This is a genomic window from Candidatus Dactylopiibacterium carminicum (assembly GCF_014736495.1).
Taxonomy (GTDB): Bacteria; Pseudomonadota; Gammaproteobacteria; order Burkholderiales; family Rhodocyclaceae; genus Uliginosibacterium; species Uliginosibacterium carminicum.
Genome location: NZ_MDUX01000022.1, coordinates 1 through 15,719, shown reverse-complemented (window position 1 = coordinate 15,719; position 15,719 = coordinate 1). Strand labels below are relative to the sequence as shown.

The window sequence follows — 15,719 nt, the reverse complement described above, 5'->3', positions numbered from 1 at the left end:
CCATGAACACTTGTGCCACTACCGAGCACGCGGCTGCCGCGCGCTGGAGTACCGAAGCCGTCGAAGCCCTCTTCGCCCTGCCCTTCAACGATCTGATCTTCCGCGCGCAGCAGGTTCACCGCGCGCATTTTGATGCCAATGCCATCCAGCGCTCGACGCTGCTGTCCATCAAGACGGGAGGCTGCTCGGAAGACTGCAGCTACTGCTCTCAATCCAAGCGCTACAAGACCGGCCTGGAGTCCAAGCCTTTGATGAGCCTCGAGCAGGTGCTGGACATGGCCCAGGCGGCGAAAACCAAGGGGGCAACCCGCTTCTGCATGGGCGCAGCCTGGCGCAGCCCCAAGGAGAAAGATCTGGAGCCCGTACTGGAGATGGTGCGCGAGGTGAAGAAGCTGGGTCTGGAGACCTGCGTCACCCTGGGCATGCTCAAGGATGGTCAGGCCGAGCGACTCAAGGAAGCCGGCCTGGACTACTACAACCACAATCTGGACACCGCACGCGAGTTCTACGGCCAGATCGTCTCCACCCATACGCTGGACGACCGCCTGGAAACCATCGGCAAGGTCCGCCGGCAAGGCATCAAGGTGTGCGCAGGCGGCATCGTCGGCATGGGTGAATCGCGCCGGGTGCGTGCGGTGCTGATCGCCCAGTTGGCGAATCTCGACCCAGCCCCCGAATCCGTGCCCATCAACAGCCTGGTGCGTATCGAGGGCACGCCACTGGAGAAAGTGCCAGCGCTGGACCCGCTCGAATTCGTCCGCACCATCGCCGTGGCCCGCATCACCATGCCGCGAAGCTATGTACGCCTGTCGGCCGGCCGTGAGCAGATGAGCGATGAAACCCAGGCGCTGTGCTACCTCGCCGGCGCAAACTCGATCTTCTACGGCGAACGCCTGCTGACCACGGACAACGCCGACAACTCGCGCGACGATCAGCTGTTCGCCCGCCTCGGCCTGCGCGCGATGTGATGGCTGACAACCCCCTGCCTCCCTTCGCCCTGGAGCCACGGCATGTACGCCGGGCCTTCGAGGCGAAGGCGGCCGGTCTGGCCCGGCAGGATTTCCTCGCCCGCGAGGCAGCCAGCCGCATGGCTGAACGACTGGACTACATCCGCCACACGCCCTCGCGCATTCTGGATCTCGGCTGTGGTCACGGCGCCGATCTGCCGCTGCTGGCACAGCATTACCCCCAGGCCGAACGCCTCGGGCTGGACGTTTCCCTGCCCTTGCTGCACCTTGCCCCGCGCGCCGGAGGGTTGCTGGGCCGCCTGTTCCGCCGCGAAATCACTCCGCGACTGATCTGCGCCGATGCCTCGCAGCTGCCGCTCGCCACCGGCAGTGTCGACATGGTCTGGAGCAACCTGCTGCTGCACTGGTTGCCCGATCCGAAACCGGCTTTCCGCGAAATGCATCGGGTGTTGCGTACCGATGGCCTGCTGATGTTCGCCACGCTCGGGCCAGACACCCTCGCCGAGCTGCGTACCGTCCTGCCTGAGCATTCCCTGCACCGTTTCATCGACATGCACGATCTGGGCGACGATCTGGTGCACGCCGGTTTCGCTGCCCCGGTGATGGACATGCAACGCATCACCCTCACCTATCCGGACTTCGACAGCCTGCTGCGTGAGTTGCGCACGGCCAGCGCCGGCAATGCCCGCGCGGATCGTCCTCACGGTCTTGGAAGACGCGCGCGCTGGCAGGCCGCACGCGAAACCGCTGAAACGCTCCGCCAGGATGGGAAGCTGTCGCTGACCGTAGAACTGGTGTTCGGCCATGCCTGGCGCGCAGCGCCACGCCAGATCGAAGATGGCCGTGCCATCATCCAGCTGCATCGCCCGGTATCTTCCTCGTGAGTACCCTGTTGCGTGCCTGCCAGGCAGACATCACCACACTCAGCGTGGATGCCATCGTGAATGCGGCCAATACCAGCCTGCTCGGGGGCGGAGGCGTGGATGGCGCCATCCATCGCGCGGCCGGTCCGCAACTGCTGGCGGAATGCCGTCCCCTGAATGGATGCTGTACCGGCGAAGCCAAGCTCACGGCCGGTCATGAGCTGCCAGCCCGCCATGTGATCCATACCGTCGGCCCGGTCTGGCGGGATGGCCATCATGACGAGCCTGCGCAACTGGCCTCCTGTTATCGAAAGAGTCTGCAACTCGCCCAGCGACATGGCCTGGCAAGCATCGCCTTTCCTGCGATCTCTACTGGCGCCTACCGTTTTCCGGCGGATCTGGCCGCACGCATTGCCATGGATACCGTGCGCGCCACACTGCCCACCTGCCCAGCCATCTCCGAGGTGATCTTCTGCTGCTTCAGCCATGAGGATCTACAGCGCTACGAGGCCCTGCTGTGAAATCTGCTGCCCCCGTCTGGCTCTTCGATCTGGACAACACGCTGCACAACGCCAGCGCGCACATCTTTCCGCACATCAACCGTGCAATGACCGAATACCTGGCCCGGCGTCTGGATCTGAGCCTGGAAGAGGCCGGCGCGTTGCGCATGCATTACTGGCGCCGGTACGGTGCCACGCTGAATGGCATGGTGCGCAAGCACAACGAGCGCCCGAGCACCTTCCTTGCAGCCACGCATCAGTTTGACGATCTGGCGGGAATGGTGGTGTTCGACCATGCGTTGCTGACCCATCTGCGCCATCTGCCGGGTAGGAAGTACATCTTTTCCAACGCCCCGCGCAGCTACCTGGATGAAGTGCTGCGCGTCACCGGGCTGGATCGCGTCATGGATGGCAGCTTTGCCGTCGAGGATCTGGGTTATTTCGCCAAACCGCAGTTGCGTGGTTTTCGCGCCGTGCTGCGTCGCGTAAAGGTGCCGGCACGCCGCTGCATCATGGTCGAAGACACGGCGATGAACCTGCGCCCCGCACACCGGCTGGGCATGCGCACGGTGTGGATCTCGTCCACGCTCAGAAAACCCGCCTGGGTGGATCGCCGCCTGCGTTCAGCCCTGCAACTCAGGGCTTGGTGATATCCGGGATAAACTTCGACGCATCCGCACGGCTTCGCCGTAACTCTCCGGCAACACGCCTTGCATCGGGCCGAACCCCAGACGCGCCCAGAACCCGCTTGCCCTGCCGACGGCCACCAGCCGCAGTTCGACATGCGTCGTATGTCGGGCGGCAGACTCGACGGCAGCGAACAATTGCGGACCGACCGACAGGCCACGGCAATCCGGGCAGACGGCCAGATCATGCAGGAAGACATGGTCCGGCGCCCTTTCCATTGGCAATTGCGCGAACAAGGCCGGCGGGTCGCCTGCCCAGGGATGCGCGAACACATACCCGGCGAGCGCCCCGGCCTGCTCTGCCACGAAACACAGCTCCGGCCCGGCAGCCAGATGGCTCGCCAAGGTTTGCTGTGACTCGTGATAACCCGCCGGATAGGCCCTGCACTGCAATGCATGAACCGCCGGCAGATCCACCGGCTGCATCGGACGGATACGCAAATCAGCCCTCTTCGCGCAACAAGCGGGCCGCTTCCAGCGCGTAATAAGTCAGGATGCCATCAGCACCTGCACGCTTGAAAGCCAGCAGGGATTCCATGAATACGGCCTCTTCCTTGAGCCACCCATTCTGCGCGGCGGCCTTGAGCATCGCGTATTCACCGCTGACCTGATAGACGAAGGTCGGAACCGCCAGCTCGGCCTTCACCCGGCGCACGATGTCCAGGTAAGGCATGCCAGGCTTGACCATCACCATGTCCGCCCCCTCGGCCAGATCCTGCGCCACTTCGCGCAGGGCCTCGTCCGAATTGGCGGGGTCCATCTGATAGGTGTACTTGTTACCACCGCCCAGATTGCCGGCCGAACCCACGGCATCACGGAACGGGCCATAAAAGCTGGACGCGTATTTGGCCGAATAAGCCAGGATGCGGGTGTGGATCAGGCCCCGGGCTTCGAGCGCCGTGCGGATGCGCCCGACACGACCATCCATCATGTCGGAGGGTGCCACCATGTCAGCACCGGCCGTGGCATGACACAGCGCCTGCTTTTCCAACACATCCAGCGTTTCGTCATTGAGTACATAGCCACTGGCATCCAGCAGGCCATCCTGACCGTGGCTGGTGTAAGGGTCCAAGGCCACATCGGTAATCACGCCCAATTCCGGGAAACGGGCCTTGAGCGCAGCCACCGCGCGCGGCACCAGTCCCTCGGGGTTCCAAGCCTCGGCTGCATCCTCGGTCTTGCCCGTTTCGATGACGGGGAACAGGGCCAGGGCCGGCACGCCGAGCACCACGGCGTGCTCGGCCAGGGCCAGCAGGCCATCGATGGAAACGCGGTTCACGCCAGGCATGGACAACACCGGCTCGCTGCGCCGCTCGCCATCGAGCACGAATACGGGGTAGATCAGGTCATCGGGAGACAGGCGGGATTCGCGCATCAGGCGGCGCGAAAAATCATCGCGCCGCATCCGGCGCGGTCTGGCAGCTGGAAAAGCAGCCGTGACGATCTGGGACATTCGGGGTACTCCTTGGAGTTAACATAATTTTGCATGCCGCATCTAAAACTTTTTCGAGCGACTCCGTTCTTACCCTACAGGCAGCGCCCGCTGCCTCCCGCTTCACCTCCCTGAGCGGGTGCCTGAATAAACTCCCCCGGGTCATCCAGGTAACTTCGCCCCGGCGTGTCCCCTCGCGCCGGGGTCATTTTTTCAGGCCTCGCCAGCGCCTGCGGCAGGAACGCCCAGCCAGCCCCCGACGACTTGCTCCACCTCTTCCATGCCGCTCTTCTTCAGGCTGGAGAAAAGCTGCACGCTCACCTGCGGCCCCCAGGCAGCAAGCTCCTTGCGCATTTTGGCCAGCGTCTGCGCAGCTGGGCCGCGCGTGAGCTTGTCCGACTTGGTCAGCAATACATGGACCGGACGCCCCGTGGGCGCGAACCAGTTCAGCATCTGACGATCCAGCGGTGTAAGCGGATGGCGGGAATCCATGATCAAGACCAGTCCGATCAGGCTGCTGCGACTGGTCAGATAGACCTCCAGCAGCTTCGTCCATTGCTTGCGGATTGCCTCGGGCACCTTGGCATAGCCATAACCGGGCAGATCCATCAGCGCAGCACCATTGGGCATGCGGAAGATGTTGATTAGTTGGGTACGCCCTGGCGTCTTGCTGACGAAGGCAAGGCGCGTATGCCCCACGAGTGTGTTGATGGCACTGGATTTGCCTGCATTCGAGCGCCCGGCGAAAGCTATTTCGGCGGCGGAGGGCGGTGGCAGATCCTGCGGACGGGCGATCGATATCTCGAAATGGGCGTGGCGGAACAAGGACATGGGGAAGCGGAAAGAACACGGCGCAAAGCGCGTGGCGGTATACAATATCAGCATTCAAGAACGCCACGCCCCAGAGGTGACAATGATCGCGCGCTTTTCAATTCTCCTGATTGCCCTGACTGCCCAGTCTGTTTTCGCACAGACTGCTCCGACGCCAGCCGACCAGGCACGCATCAAACTGACGGCGGAAAGTATCTGCGCCGCCTGTCACGGAGCGGACGGCAACAGCATCCTGGCGGTCAACCCGTCGCTGGCCGGGCAACACCCCGGTTATCTATTCAAACAGCTGCATGACTTCAAGAGCTGGGACGGCAAGCCCGCCGTGCGTGACAACGCCGTGATGGCCGGCATGACTGCAGCACTCTCGGAAGCGGACATGCGCGGGCTCGCTGCATATTTCTCCAGCCAGACGCTGAAACCTGAAACGGCCAAGCATCGTGAAACCCTGGCATTGGGGCAGAAGATCTGGCGCGCGGGCGACACCAGCAAGGGGCTGGCATCCTGTGCGGGCTGCCATGGACCGGCCGGAAAGGGCATCCCCCCCCTGTACCCGAGTATCCACGGGCAGCACGCCGAATACATCGAGGCACAGCTCAAGGCTTTCCGTGTGGGGGAGCGCAAGAACGACCCCGCGCACGCGATGCGCGATGTCGCATCCCGCCTGACCGATGCCGAGATCAAGGCCGTGGCGGACTACACTGCGGGCCTACGCTGAAGCGTGACGCTGCAGCAGCAATACAATAAGGGCGCCACTTGGCGCCCTTCTGCTTTTCCGGGATACCGCCTCCGTTTGCTCAAAACGGCAGCATGCCTTTCATGCCTTTCAATCCGCCAAGCCCTCGCATCAATTTGCCCATGCCCCCCTTGGAGAACTGCTTCATCATCTTCTGCATCTGTTCGAACTGATTCAGCAGACGATTGACTTCCTGTACCTGAACACCAGCGCCTGTGGCGATACGCCGCTTGCGACTGGCCTTGATCAGCTCCGGATTCGAGCGCTCGGCAGGCGTCATCGCATTGATGATGCCCTCGACGCGGCGCATGGATTTCTCCGCCGCATCTCCCGAAACTTGCGAGGCAGCCTGTGCGAACTGCGCCGGCATCTTGTCCATCAGACCGGAAAGGCCGCCCATCTTGCGCATCTGGCCAATCTGCTCCTTGAAATCGTTGAGGTCGAACCCTTTCCCCTTGCGCAGCTTGTCCGCAAGCTCCAGGGCGGCTTTCTCATCAACCGCCGAACGCGCCTCTTCCACAAGGGAGAGGATGTCGCCCATGCCCAAAATGCGGCTGGCCATGCGCTCGGGGTGGAATTCATCCAGCCCGGTGAGCTTTTCACCGACACCGGTGAATTTGATCGGCGCGCCGGTGACATGGCGTACGGACAAGGCAGCACCGCCCCGCGAATCACCATCGAGCTTGGTGAGCACGACACCAGTCAGCGGCAGGGCTTCATTGAAGGCCCTGGCCGTATTGACGGCATCCTGGCCCAGCATGGCGTCGACCACGAACAGTGTTTCCACCGGCTTGACGGACGCGTGCAGGGCACGGATCTCGTCCATCATCTGCTGGTCTACAGCCAGACGCCCGGCGGTATCGACCAGCAGCACATCGAAATAGTGGCGTTTTGCATAGTCGATGGCGGCCTGTGCGATATCCACGGGCTTCTGCTCCACCGTCGACGGGAAGAATTCCGCGCCAGCCTGCGCTGCGACCGTCTGCAACTGAGCGATGGCGGCCGGACGATAGACGTCGCAGGAAACGGTCAGAACTTTCTTCTTCTGTCTTTCCTTGAGGAATTTGGCCAGTTTGCCCACGGTGGTGGTCTTGCCGGCACCCTGCAAGCCTGCCATCAGAATCACGGCCGGCGGCTGCGCCGCCAGGTTCAGCCCCGCTTGGGCACCACCCATGATTTCGGTGAGCTCGCGCTGCACCACGCCGACCAGCGCCTGGCCCGGCGTCAATGAGCCGATGACTTCCTGACCCACCGCCTTCTCGCGGATGCGTGCGATCAAGTCCTTCACCACCGGCAAGGCCACATCGGCCTCCAGCAAGGCCATGCGTACTTCGCGCAGCATGTCGGCAATGTTGTCTTCGGTCAGGCGCGCCTGACCGCGCAGCGTCTTGACGACCTGCGCCAGACGGTTGGTGAGATTGTCCAGCATGAGCTCAGCTTAGAGGATGGGTTGCGCGCCAGTTTGCTCTCAGGCCGGGCGGCGCTACACTGCCCGCATGGCGAACATTCTACTGCATCTGCTTCCGGCCACCCTTTACCTGGCACTTGCCTGGGCTTGCCATGGTGCGCATGCTCAGGCAACGAACCGCAAGCTCATGCTGGCCCTATTACCAGCAGCCATCGTTGCACATGCACTGGCATTGAGCGAAACGCTATTTGCCAACGCGGGCCTGAATCTTGGATTTGCCTCCAGCCTGTCCCTGACACTATGGCTGGCAATGCTGGTCTATGGGCTGGAAAGCCTGCTGACTCCCTTGCCGCAACTGCTGCGCATCGCCGCCCCCGTGGCAGCAGCTGCCAGCCTGCTGCCGCTGCTGCTCAGCGGACATCCGCAAACCATAGCGCTCCATGGCTGGGCACACAAGGCGCACATCGTCGTTGCCTTGCTGGCCTATGGACTCTATACGCTGGCCATATTCCACGCCTTGCTGCTGGTGGCCACCGAACGCCGCCTGCATCGCCCTCCTGCCCCCGGACAGCAGGCAGGGCTGCCGCTGCTGACCCAGGAAAGACTGCTATTCCGCCTCGTTCAGACAGCATTCGTGTTCCTGAGCCTAACCATCCTCTCCGGCGCACTGTTTTCCAACGAGATCTTCGGCAAGCCCTTCGTCCTCACGCACAAGGCTGTGTTCGGCTTCGCTGCCTGGGCGCTCTTCGCCATCCTGCTGATTGGCCGTCATCTGCGTGGCTGGCGCGGCAATACGGCCATCCGCTGGATGCTTGCCGGCTTCTTCTTCCTGGTGCTCGCCTACACCGGCTCACGCTTCGTCCTCGAATTCGTACTCGGCCGCAGCCTTTGATCGCTCTGGCATATGCCTTTCGCTTTCGGCCCGGAGCCCTGACAGGGCCGACTGCCGGCGGATAAATGCATGCATTGCGGTTTACAATCGAACGAATTACGGTGCAACATGAAGTTACACAGCTAACTCGCTGATAGTTCTGCAAAACAAAGATGGCATCTTCCCAGCAAACAGCTCTCAGCGGTTTGGCCCGCGCGCTGGTCCAGCACGGTCGCCTGCAAGAGGCTAACGCTGCGGCATGCTCCGCACCGACCGAGAACCCCGCCGGCTTCGTCGGCGAGGTGGTACAGCGAGGGTTGTTGCGACCACTGGACATAGCCTCTTTCTGTGCCAGCACTTTCGGTAGCCCCTGGCTGGACTTGGACGCCTTCGATGACGGTTTTTTCAGCAAGGATGCCATCGACGCAAAACTGATGGCCAAGCATCAGGTGCTGGCGCTGGGCAAGCGCGGCAATCGCCTGGCCGTGGCGCTGGCGGATCCGACCAATCTGCGCGCACTCGATGAGATCCGTTTCCAGACAGGTTCCGCCGTCGACCCGGTGGTGGTCGAGGTCGACAAGCTCGGACGCCTGCTCGGCAAAATCACCGAAAGTGCCAGCAGTGCACTGAGCAATCTGAGTGGTGCAGATGATTTCGATCTCGAAGGCCTGAATGACATGCCGGCGGAAGAATCCGCCGACCCCCAGGCTTCGAGCGATGTGGATGACGCACCGGTAGTGCGTTTCATCCAGAAGATGCTGGTGGATGCCATCGGCGAGGGCGCGTCCGACATCCATTTCGAGCCTTACGAGAAGTATTACCGCATCCGGTTCCGTACCGACGGCATCTTGCGCGAGATCGCCCAGCCGCCATTGGCGCTGAAGGAAAAGATCGCAGCGCGCATCAAGGTCATCTCCCGGCTGGATATCTCGGAAAAGCGCGTGCCACAGGATGGCCGCATGAAGCTGGTGCTGTCCAAGAACAAGTCCATCGATTTCCGTGTGTCGACGCTGCCCACGCTGCACGGTGAAAAGATCGTGATGCGTATTCTCGACCCCAGTTCGGCCATGATGGGGATCGACGCGCTGGGGTACGAACCGGACCAGAGGGCGGCACTGCTCGACGCCATCGAGCGCCCCTACGGCATGGTGCTGGTGACCGGCCCTACCGGTAGCGGCAAGACCGTGTCGCTATATACCTGCCTCAACATCCTCAACAAGCCTGGCGTAAATATCTCCACCGCCGAGGATCCTGCCGAAATCAACCTGCCCGGCATCAATCAGGTCACGATGAACGACAAGGCCGGGCTTACCTTCGCCGTTTCACTCAAGGCCTTCCTGCGCCAGGATCCGGACATCATCATGGTGGGTGAAATCCGCGATCTGGAAACGGCCGAGATTTCCATCAAGGCGGCCCAGACCGGCCACATGGTGATGTCCACGCTGCACACCAACGATGCGCCCACGACGCTGGAGCGGCTGCGCAACATGGGGGTCGCGCCGTTCAATATTGCGTCTTCGGTCATCATGATCACGGCGCAACGTCTGGCCCGGCGTCTATGCTCCTGCAAGAAGCCTCTAGACATTCCGGTCGAAGCGCTGCTGCAGGCGGGCTTCAACGAAGCAGACCTGGACGGCAGCTGGCAGGCTTACGGCCCGGTCGGCTGCGACCGCTGCAAGGGCTCAGGCTACAAAGGGCGGGTAGGTATCTATCAGGTCATGCCAGTCAGCGAGGAAATGCAACGCATCATCATGACAGGCGGCAACTCCATGGATATTGCCGCTCAGGCGCAACTGGAAGGTATACGGGATCTGCGTCAGTCAGGTCTTCTCAAGGTCAAGCAGGGACAGACTTCGCTGACCGAGGTGCTTGCCACCACCAACGAATGATCAACGGATAAGCAATCATGGCCACTTCCACTCGTTCCGTCCGCCGCCCTGCTCCAGCCAAGCAGCGGGAAATCATCTATGCCTGGGAAGGCAAGGACAAATCCGGCAAGATCATCCGTGGCGAACTGCGGGCACAAACGGAGAGCGTGGTCCAGGCCACGCTGCGCCGCCAGGGCATCACCGTCACCAAGGTCAAGAAGCGTTCCTTCAACCGTGGCTCCAGTATCAAGGACAAGGACATCGCGATCTTCACCCGGCAGCTGGCCACAATGATGCGCGCCGGCGTTCCGCTGCTGCAGTCCTTCGATATCGCCATCAAGGGCACCAGCAATCCAGCCCTCGGCCGCCTGCTCAACGACATCCGTTCCGAAGTCGAAACCGGAACCAGCCTGGCCAACTCACTGCGCAAGCATCCGGCCTATTTCGATGCTTTGTTCTGCAACCTGGTGGCTGCCGGCGAACAATCCGGCGCGCTGGAAGACCTGCTCGATCGCATCGCCATCTACAAGGAGAAGATGCTGGCGATCAAGAGCAAGATCAAATCGGCGCTGTTCTACCCGATCTCGGTACTGGTGGTGGCTTCCGGCGTAACGGCCGTGATGATGTTGTTCGTGATTCCCGAATTCAAGAAAGTATTTACCAGCTTCGGTGCCGACCTGCCGGCGCCTACGCTGTTCGTGCTCGCCCTGTCCGACTTCATGGTGGCCAACGCCGTGCTGATCTTCGGCACGCTGATCGCGGCCATCGTCGCCTTTAGCTACGCTTATAAACGCTCACCGGCCATGCAGGCCTGGATGGATCGCGTGTCACTGCAGATTCCGGTGATCGGCGACATCCTTCGCAAAGCCACCATCGCGCGCTGGACGCGCACGCTGTCGACGATGTTCGCAGCGGGGGTGCCGCTGGTCGAGGCGCTGGACTCCGTGGCCGGCGCTGCCGGCAACCACGTCTACAAGGTCGCCACACGCACGATCCAGAACGAAGTGGCCACCGGCACCAGCCTGACCGTATCCATGCAGGGCGTGCAGGTGTTCCCGGCAATGGTGGTGCAGATGATCTCCATCGGCGAGGAAGCCGGCCAGATCGACTCCATGAGTGCCAAGGTCGCGGACTTCTTCGAGCGAGAGGTCGATGACATGGTGGCCGGTCTGTCGCAACTGCTCGAGCCACTGATCATCGTGATCCTCGGCACACTCATCGGCGGCATGGTGGTTGCCATGTATCTGCCCATCTTCAAGCTTGGCGGCGTGGTCTGAACCGTGATCAACCTGATTCATGACAACACCAGCCTTGCCTGGCTGGCGGCATTGTTTGGCCTGTGTATCGGCAGCTTCCTCAACGTAGTGATCCATCGTCTGCCACGCATGCTGGAGCGACGCTGGCGTGACGAATCTGCCGAAATGCTCGGGGAAGCGCTTCCTGAGGCCCTGGGCAAGCAGCTCGACACATGGCTCGGGCAACAACAAAGCCAGGAAACCCCGCTCACGCTTAGCAAGCCGCGTTCGCGCTGCCCGCACTGCGGGCACGCCATCACGGCGCTGGAGAACATCCCCGTCTTCAGCTACCTCGCCCTGCGCGGACGCTGCCGGGGATGCAACGCCCGCATCAGCCCGCGCTATCCATTGATCGAATTGCTCACGGCAGCCCTCAGTGCCGCCGCTGCCTGGCACTTTGGCTGGGGGCTGCCACTTGCAGGCATGCTGGTACTGATCTGGGCCCTGATTGCGCTTGCATTCATCGACCTCGACACCTTCCTGCTGCCTGATGACATCACCCTGCCCTTGCTCTGGCTCGGCCTGCTCTACAATTTCGCAGGCGGCATCGTGCCCCTGGAGCAGGCCCTGATCGGCGCGATCGCGGGCTACCTCTCGCTGTGGTCGGTCTATTGGCTGTTCAAACTGGTGACGGGCAAGGAGGGCATGGGTTATGGCGACTTCAAGCTGCTCGCCGCCATCGGCGCCTTTCTAGGCTGGCAGATCCTGCCCGTGGTGATCCTGCTGTCTTCCGTGGTTGGAGCCACCGTTGGAATCCTGCTGATCGTACTGGCCAAGCACGGCCGTGAGACGCCGATCCCGTTTGGGCCTTATCTCGCAGCGGCAGGCGTACTGGCGATCTTCTTCGGTGCACCGCTGAGCAGACTCTTCCTTCCCTGAACAGGTCCGCTTGAACCGCCCTCCGGCGCCCCCATCTGCTGCTTGCCTGCATGGCATGCGGACGGCCGCGGCCGCAGGCATGTCCCCTTGCATCTGCTTGCGCTAGAATGCGCGGTTTCGGAGAAGCATCATCATGCCCATTTACGGTTACCGTTGCGGTGACTGCGGTCACCAGCAGGACCACCTGCAAAAGATCAGCGATGCGCCCATCGCGGCCTGCCCGGCCTGTGGCGGCACCCATTACGGCAAGCAGCTCAGTGCAGCCGGTTTCCAGCTCAAGGGAAACGGCTGGTACGCCACCGATTTCAAGGGAGCTCCGGCCTGCCCGGCAGCGCCGGAATCCACCCCGCCGCCCTGCGCCGCCAACTGTGCCTGCCACTAAAGGCAACCAAAGCAGGACTCCATGAAGAAGCATCTCATCACCGGCCTGTTGATCTGGGTACCCTTGGTCATCACGGTCTGGGTCTTGCATACCGTCATCAATACGCTGGATCAGTCGCTGCTGCTGATCCCCTCGCAATGGCACCCGGATACACTGCTGGGCTTCCACGTCTGGGGGCTCGGAACAGCGCTGGCGTTTCTGGCCGTACTGGTGACAGGCATGATCGCCTCCAATCTGCTGGGGCAACGCCTGGTGCGTCTCTGGGAGCATGCGCTTGGCCGCATTCCGGTGGTCCGCCAGATCTATACCAGCGTGAAACAGGTATCGGACACCCTGCTCGGCCCCAGCGGCCAGGCCTTCCGCAAGGCGGTACTGGTCGAGTATCCGCGCCAGGGCAGCTGGACGATTGCCTTCGTCACCGGCCATCCGAGCGGAGAACTGCAATGCCACCTGCCGGACGACATGGTCAACGTCTACGTACCGACCACGCCCAACCCGACTTCCGGCTTCTTCCTCATGATGCCGCGCTCGGCAATGCGCGAGCTGGAAATGCCGGTCGACGCCGCACTCAAACACATCATTTCCATGGGCTCTCTGGCCAATGACGATTCCGGATCCGGCGCTCATCCTTCCGGAACCGATGGTGTCACCACACAGCCCACCACAACAACATAAACACCGGATCACGGAGATCTTCATGCGTACCTGTTACAGCGGCCTCGTGTCCGCCGCTCACCTCGACCAAGTCGTCACCCTGTTCGGCTGGGCCCACCGTCGTCGCGACCACGGCGGCGTGATCTTCATCGACCTGCGCGACCGCGAAGGTCTGGTACAGGTCGTGTGCGATCCGGACCGTGCCGAAACCTTCAAGGTGGCCGAAGGTGTGCGCAACGAGTTCTGCCTGAAGGTGGTGGGCAAGGTGCGCCGCCGCCCCGAAGGCACGACCAACGCAGGTCTGATCTCCGGCGAGATCGAGGTGCTGGCCCATGAACTGGAAGTGCTGAACCCGTCGGTAACGCCGCCGTTCCTGCTCGACGACGAAAACCTTTCGGAAACCGTGCGTCTGACCAACCGCGTGATCGACCTGCGTCGCCCCGCGATGCAGAAGAACATGCTGCTGCGCTACAAGACCGCGCGCGCCTTCCGCCGCTTCCTCGACGATGCAGGTTTCATCGACATCGAAACACCGATGCTCACCAAGAGCACGCCCGAAGGTGCGCGCGACTACCTCGTGCCCAGCCGCGTGCACGATGGCCAGTTCTTCGCGCTGCCGCAGTCGCCGCAGCTCTTCAAGCAGCTCCTGATGGTGGCTGGCTACGACCGCTACTACCAGATCACCAAGTGCTTCCGCGACGAGGATCTGCGCGCAGACCGTCAGCCGGAATTCACACAAGTAGATATCGAGACCTCGTTCCTGACCGAGACCGAGATCACCGGGATCATGGAAAACCTGATCCGCTACGTGTTCAAGGACGCCATCGACGTCGAACTGGCTAACCCCTTCCCGCGCATCAGCTACCAGGAAGCGATGACCCGCTACGGCTCCGACAAGCCCGATCTGCGCGTGACGCTGGAGCTGGTCGACGTGGCCGACGCCATGAAGGATGTCGCATTCAAGGTATTCGCCGGCGCCGCCAACGATCCGGCCAGCCGCGTCACCGCGCTGCGCATTCCGGGTGGCGCCTCCCTCTCCCGTGGCGAGATCGACGGCTACACCGAATTCGTGAAGATCTACGGTGCCAAGGGCCTTGCCTACATCAAGGTCAATGACGTCACTCAGCTCAACGAAGCCGGCCTGCAGTCACCCATCGTCAAGAACCTGTCCGAAGCCTCGCTGCGTACCGTCATGGAACGGACCGGCGCCCAGAGTGGCGACCTGATTTTCTTTGGTGCCGACAAGGCCAAGATCGTCTCCGATGCGCTGGGTGCGCTACGCACCAAGATCGGCCACGAAAAGGGCCACGTCGATGGCCGCCGCTGGGCGCCCGCCTGGGTGGTCGACTTCCCGATGTTCGACTACGACGAGGAAGACAAGCGCTGGGTAGCCTGCCATCACCCCTTCACCTCGCCCAAAGACGAACACCTGGAATTCCTGGAGACCGATCCGGGCAAGTGTCTGGCCAAGGCCTATGACCTGGCATTGAACGGCTGGGAACTCGGCGGCGGCTCGGTGCGTATCCACCGTGCCGACGTGCAGGAAAAGGTCTTCAAGGCACTGGGCATCGGTGACGAGGAAGCCCAGCTCAAGTTCGGTTTCCTGCTCGACGCGCTGAAATACGGCGCCCCCCCGCATGGTGGCCTCGCCTTCGGTCTGGACCGCATCGTCACCATGATGACCGGCGCCGAATCGATCCGCGACGTGATCGCTTTCCCCAAGACCCAGCGCGCGCAATGCCTGCTGACGCAAGCCCCGAGCCCGGTCGACGAGAAACAATTGCGCGAGCTGCACATCCGCCTGCGCAATCAGGTCAAGGCCGACGCCTGAGCGTTCCCTGACCAGCCGCCGATCATGATCGGCAAGGCAGCACTCCCCGAGGCCGGCTTGTCCGGCCTCAATCATTTCCGGCTATCGACGGAACCAGACCTACATGTTCGTGTCCATAAGGCATGTCTGATGCTTGAGCCCGCTCGTCCCATCCGGCAACCCACCTCGCCTTTCGCTGTATTCAGCTCAGGGCATCCCGTCAAGACAAGGGGAATTCCCTTGTAAGAACCTGTTCAGAGTCTGTAGCGAGAGGCCGTCAGCGGTGCGAAGAGCAGCGCAGGAACCGGAGTGTATGTGGATACATGAGGATTCCGAGCAGCGCATGAGCCCCGATCACGGACTCGCAGTAAGACTATGAACAGGTTCTAAGGAGCACTCGCAACGCCAACGCCCTCTTCGGGCGCTTTTTCTTTCAGGAAAGCCGCATGGATGCACTATCGACTCTCCGCGCCGCACCGCGCTCTGAATCGCCCCGGGTTTCCTAGACAGCCCCGAGCTTCATGAAATACTGTTTTTCA

General features: G+C 62.1%; 16 protein-coding genes. 12 read left to right on the top strand and 4 right to left on the bottom strand.

The genetic code is table 11. From position 1 onward, the window contains the following. Positions 1 to 2: 2 nt before the first annotated feature. From bioB to BGI27_RS08355, 4 genes are read left to right on the top strand one after another with little or no spacing between them, the layout of a single operon-like run. Positions 3 to 968: a biotin synthase BioB gene (gene bioB, locus BGI27_RS08370; protein ID WP_095524421.1), complete on the top strand. Its 966-nt coding sequence runs from the start codon at positions 3 to 5 to the stop codon at positions 966 to 968. Beyond that, positions 968 to 1,852, top strand: a complete 885-nt coding sequence (locus BGI27_RS08365; RefSeq protein WP_095524420.1) for a methyltransferase domain-containing protein — start codon at positions 968 to 970, stop codon at positions 1,850 to 1,852. The genes bioB and BGI27_RS08365 overlap by 1 nt, the downstream gene beginning before the upstream one ends. Then, positions 1,849 to 2,352 (top strand): O-acetyl-ADP-ribose deacetylase, encoded by a 504-nt coding sequence (locus BGI27_RS08360; protein ID WP_095524419.1) that lies wholly within the window; start codon positions 1,849 to 1,851, stop codon positions 2,350 to 2,352. The genes BGI27_RS08365 and BGI27_RS08360 overlap by 4 nt, the downstream gene beginning before the upstream one ends. Next, positions 2,349 to 2,981 (top strand): pyrimidine 5'-nucleotidase, encoded by a 633-nt coding sequence (locus BGI27_RS08355; RefSeq protein ID WP_095524418.1) that lies wholly within the window; start codon positions 2,349 to 2,351, stop codon positions 2,979 to 2,981. Before BGI27_RS08360 ends, BGI27_RS08355 begins: the two co-directional genes overlap by 4 nt. Here the strand turns inward: BGI27_RS08355 and BGI27_RS08350 are convergent. The 3 genes from BGI27_RS08350 to yihA form a co-directional block, all read right to left on the bottom strand. Further along, positions 2,955 to 3,458, bottom strand: a complete 504-nt coding sequence (locus BGI27_RS08350; protein ID WP_095524417.1) for a GNAT family N-acetyltransferase — start codon at positions 3,456 to 3,458, stop codon at positions 2,955 to 2,957. The two genes, BGI27_RS08355 and BGI27_RS08350, sit on opposite strands and share 27 nt — an antisense overlap. 1 nt (position 3,459) lies before the next feature. Then, entirely contained in the window at positions 3,460 to 4,470 is a 1,011-nt protein-coding gene (gene hemB, locus BGI27_RS08345) for a porphobilinogen synthase (protein ID WP_095524416.1), read from the bottom strand. 192 nt (positions 4,471 to 4,662) lie between these two features. After that, a complete protein-coding gene (yihA, locus tag BGI27_RS08340) occupies positions 4,663 to 5,280 on the bottom strand; it encodes a ribosome biogenesis GTP-binding protein YihA/YsxC (RefSeq protein ID WP_095524452.1) in 618 nt (205 codons plus the stop codon). On the opposite strand from yihA, the gene BGI27_RS08335 reads away from it, so the two are divergent. After that, positions 5,165 to 5,995, top strand: a complete 831-nt coding sequence (locus BGI27_RS08335) for a c-type cytochrome (RefSeq protein ID WP_317984286.1) — start codon at positions 5,165 to 5,167, stop codon at positions 5,993 to 5,995. The two genes, yihA and BGI27_RS08335, sit on opposite strands and share 116 nt — an antisense overlap. A 79-nt stretch (positions 5,996 to 6,074) precedes the next feature. Here BGI27_RS08335 and ffh read toward each other — a convergent pair whose 3' ends face one another. Continuing rightward, entirely contained in the window at positions 6,075 to 7,442 is a 1,368-nt protein-coding gene (gene ffh, locus BGI27_RS08330; protein ID WP_095524414.1) for a signal recognition particle protein, read from the bottom strand. A 166-nt stretch (positions 7,443 to 7,608) separates the two neighbouring features. Between ffh and BGI27_RS08325 the strand changes: the two genes are divergently transcribed. From BGI27_RS08325 to aspS, 7 genes are all read left to right on the top strand, one after another. Further along, positions 7,609 to 8,313: a cytochrome C assembly family protein gene (locus BGI27_RS08325; protein WP_223871694.1), complete on the top strand. Its 705-nt coding sequence runs from the start codon at positions 7,609 to 7,611 to the stop codon at positions 8,311 to 8,313. Positions 8,314 to 8,465: 152 nt separating this feature from the next. Continuing rightward, positions 8,466 to 10,181 (top strand): type IV-A pilus assembly ATPase PilB, encoded by a 1,716-nt coding sequence (pilB, locus tag BGI27_RS08320; protein WP_095524412.1) that lies wholly within the window; start codon positions 8,466 to 8,468, stop codon positions 10,179 to 10,181. Between the two features lie 17 nt (positions 10,182 to 10,198). Beyond that, entirely contained in the window at positions 10,199 to 11,437 is a 1,239-nt protein-coding gene (locus tag BGI27_RS08315; RefSeq protein ID WP_095524411.1) for a type II secretion system F family protein, read from the top strand. 3 nt (positions 11,438 to 11,440) lie between these two features. Further along, entirely contained in the window at positions 11,441 to 12,334 is an 894-nt protein-coding gene (locus tag BGI27_RS08310; protein WP_223871693.1) for a prepilin peptidase, read from the top strand. 133 nt (positions 12,335 to 12,467) lie between these two features. Next, positions 12,468 to 12,716 (top strand): FmdB family zinc ribbon protein, encoded by a 249-nt coding sequence (locus tag BGI27_RS08305; RefSeq protein ID WP_095524410.1) that lies wholly within the window; start codon positions 12,468 to 12,470, stop codon positions 12,714 to 12,716. Positions 12,717 to 12,737: 21 nt separating this feature from the next. Continuing rightward, positions 12,738 to 13,391 carry a DUF502 domain-containing protein gene (locus BGI27_RS08300; RefSeq protein WP_095524409.1) on the top strand — a complete coding sequence of 218 codons (654 nt, stop codon included), beginning with the start codon at positions 12,738 to 12,740 and terminating at the stop codon, positions 13,389 to 13,391. Positions 13,392 to 13,413: 22 nt separating this feature from the next. After that, positions 13,414 to 15,201 carry an aspartate--tRNA ligase gene (gene aspS / locus BGI27_RS08295; RefSeq protein ID WP_095524408.1) on the top strand — a complete coding sequence of 596 codons (1,788 nt, stop codon included), beginning with the start codon at positions 13,414 to 13,416 and terminating at the stop codon, positions 15,199 to 15,201. Positions 15,202 to 15,719 lie beyond the last annotated feature (518 nt).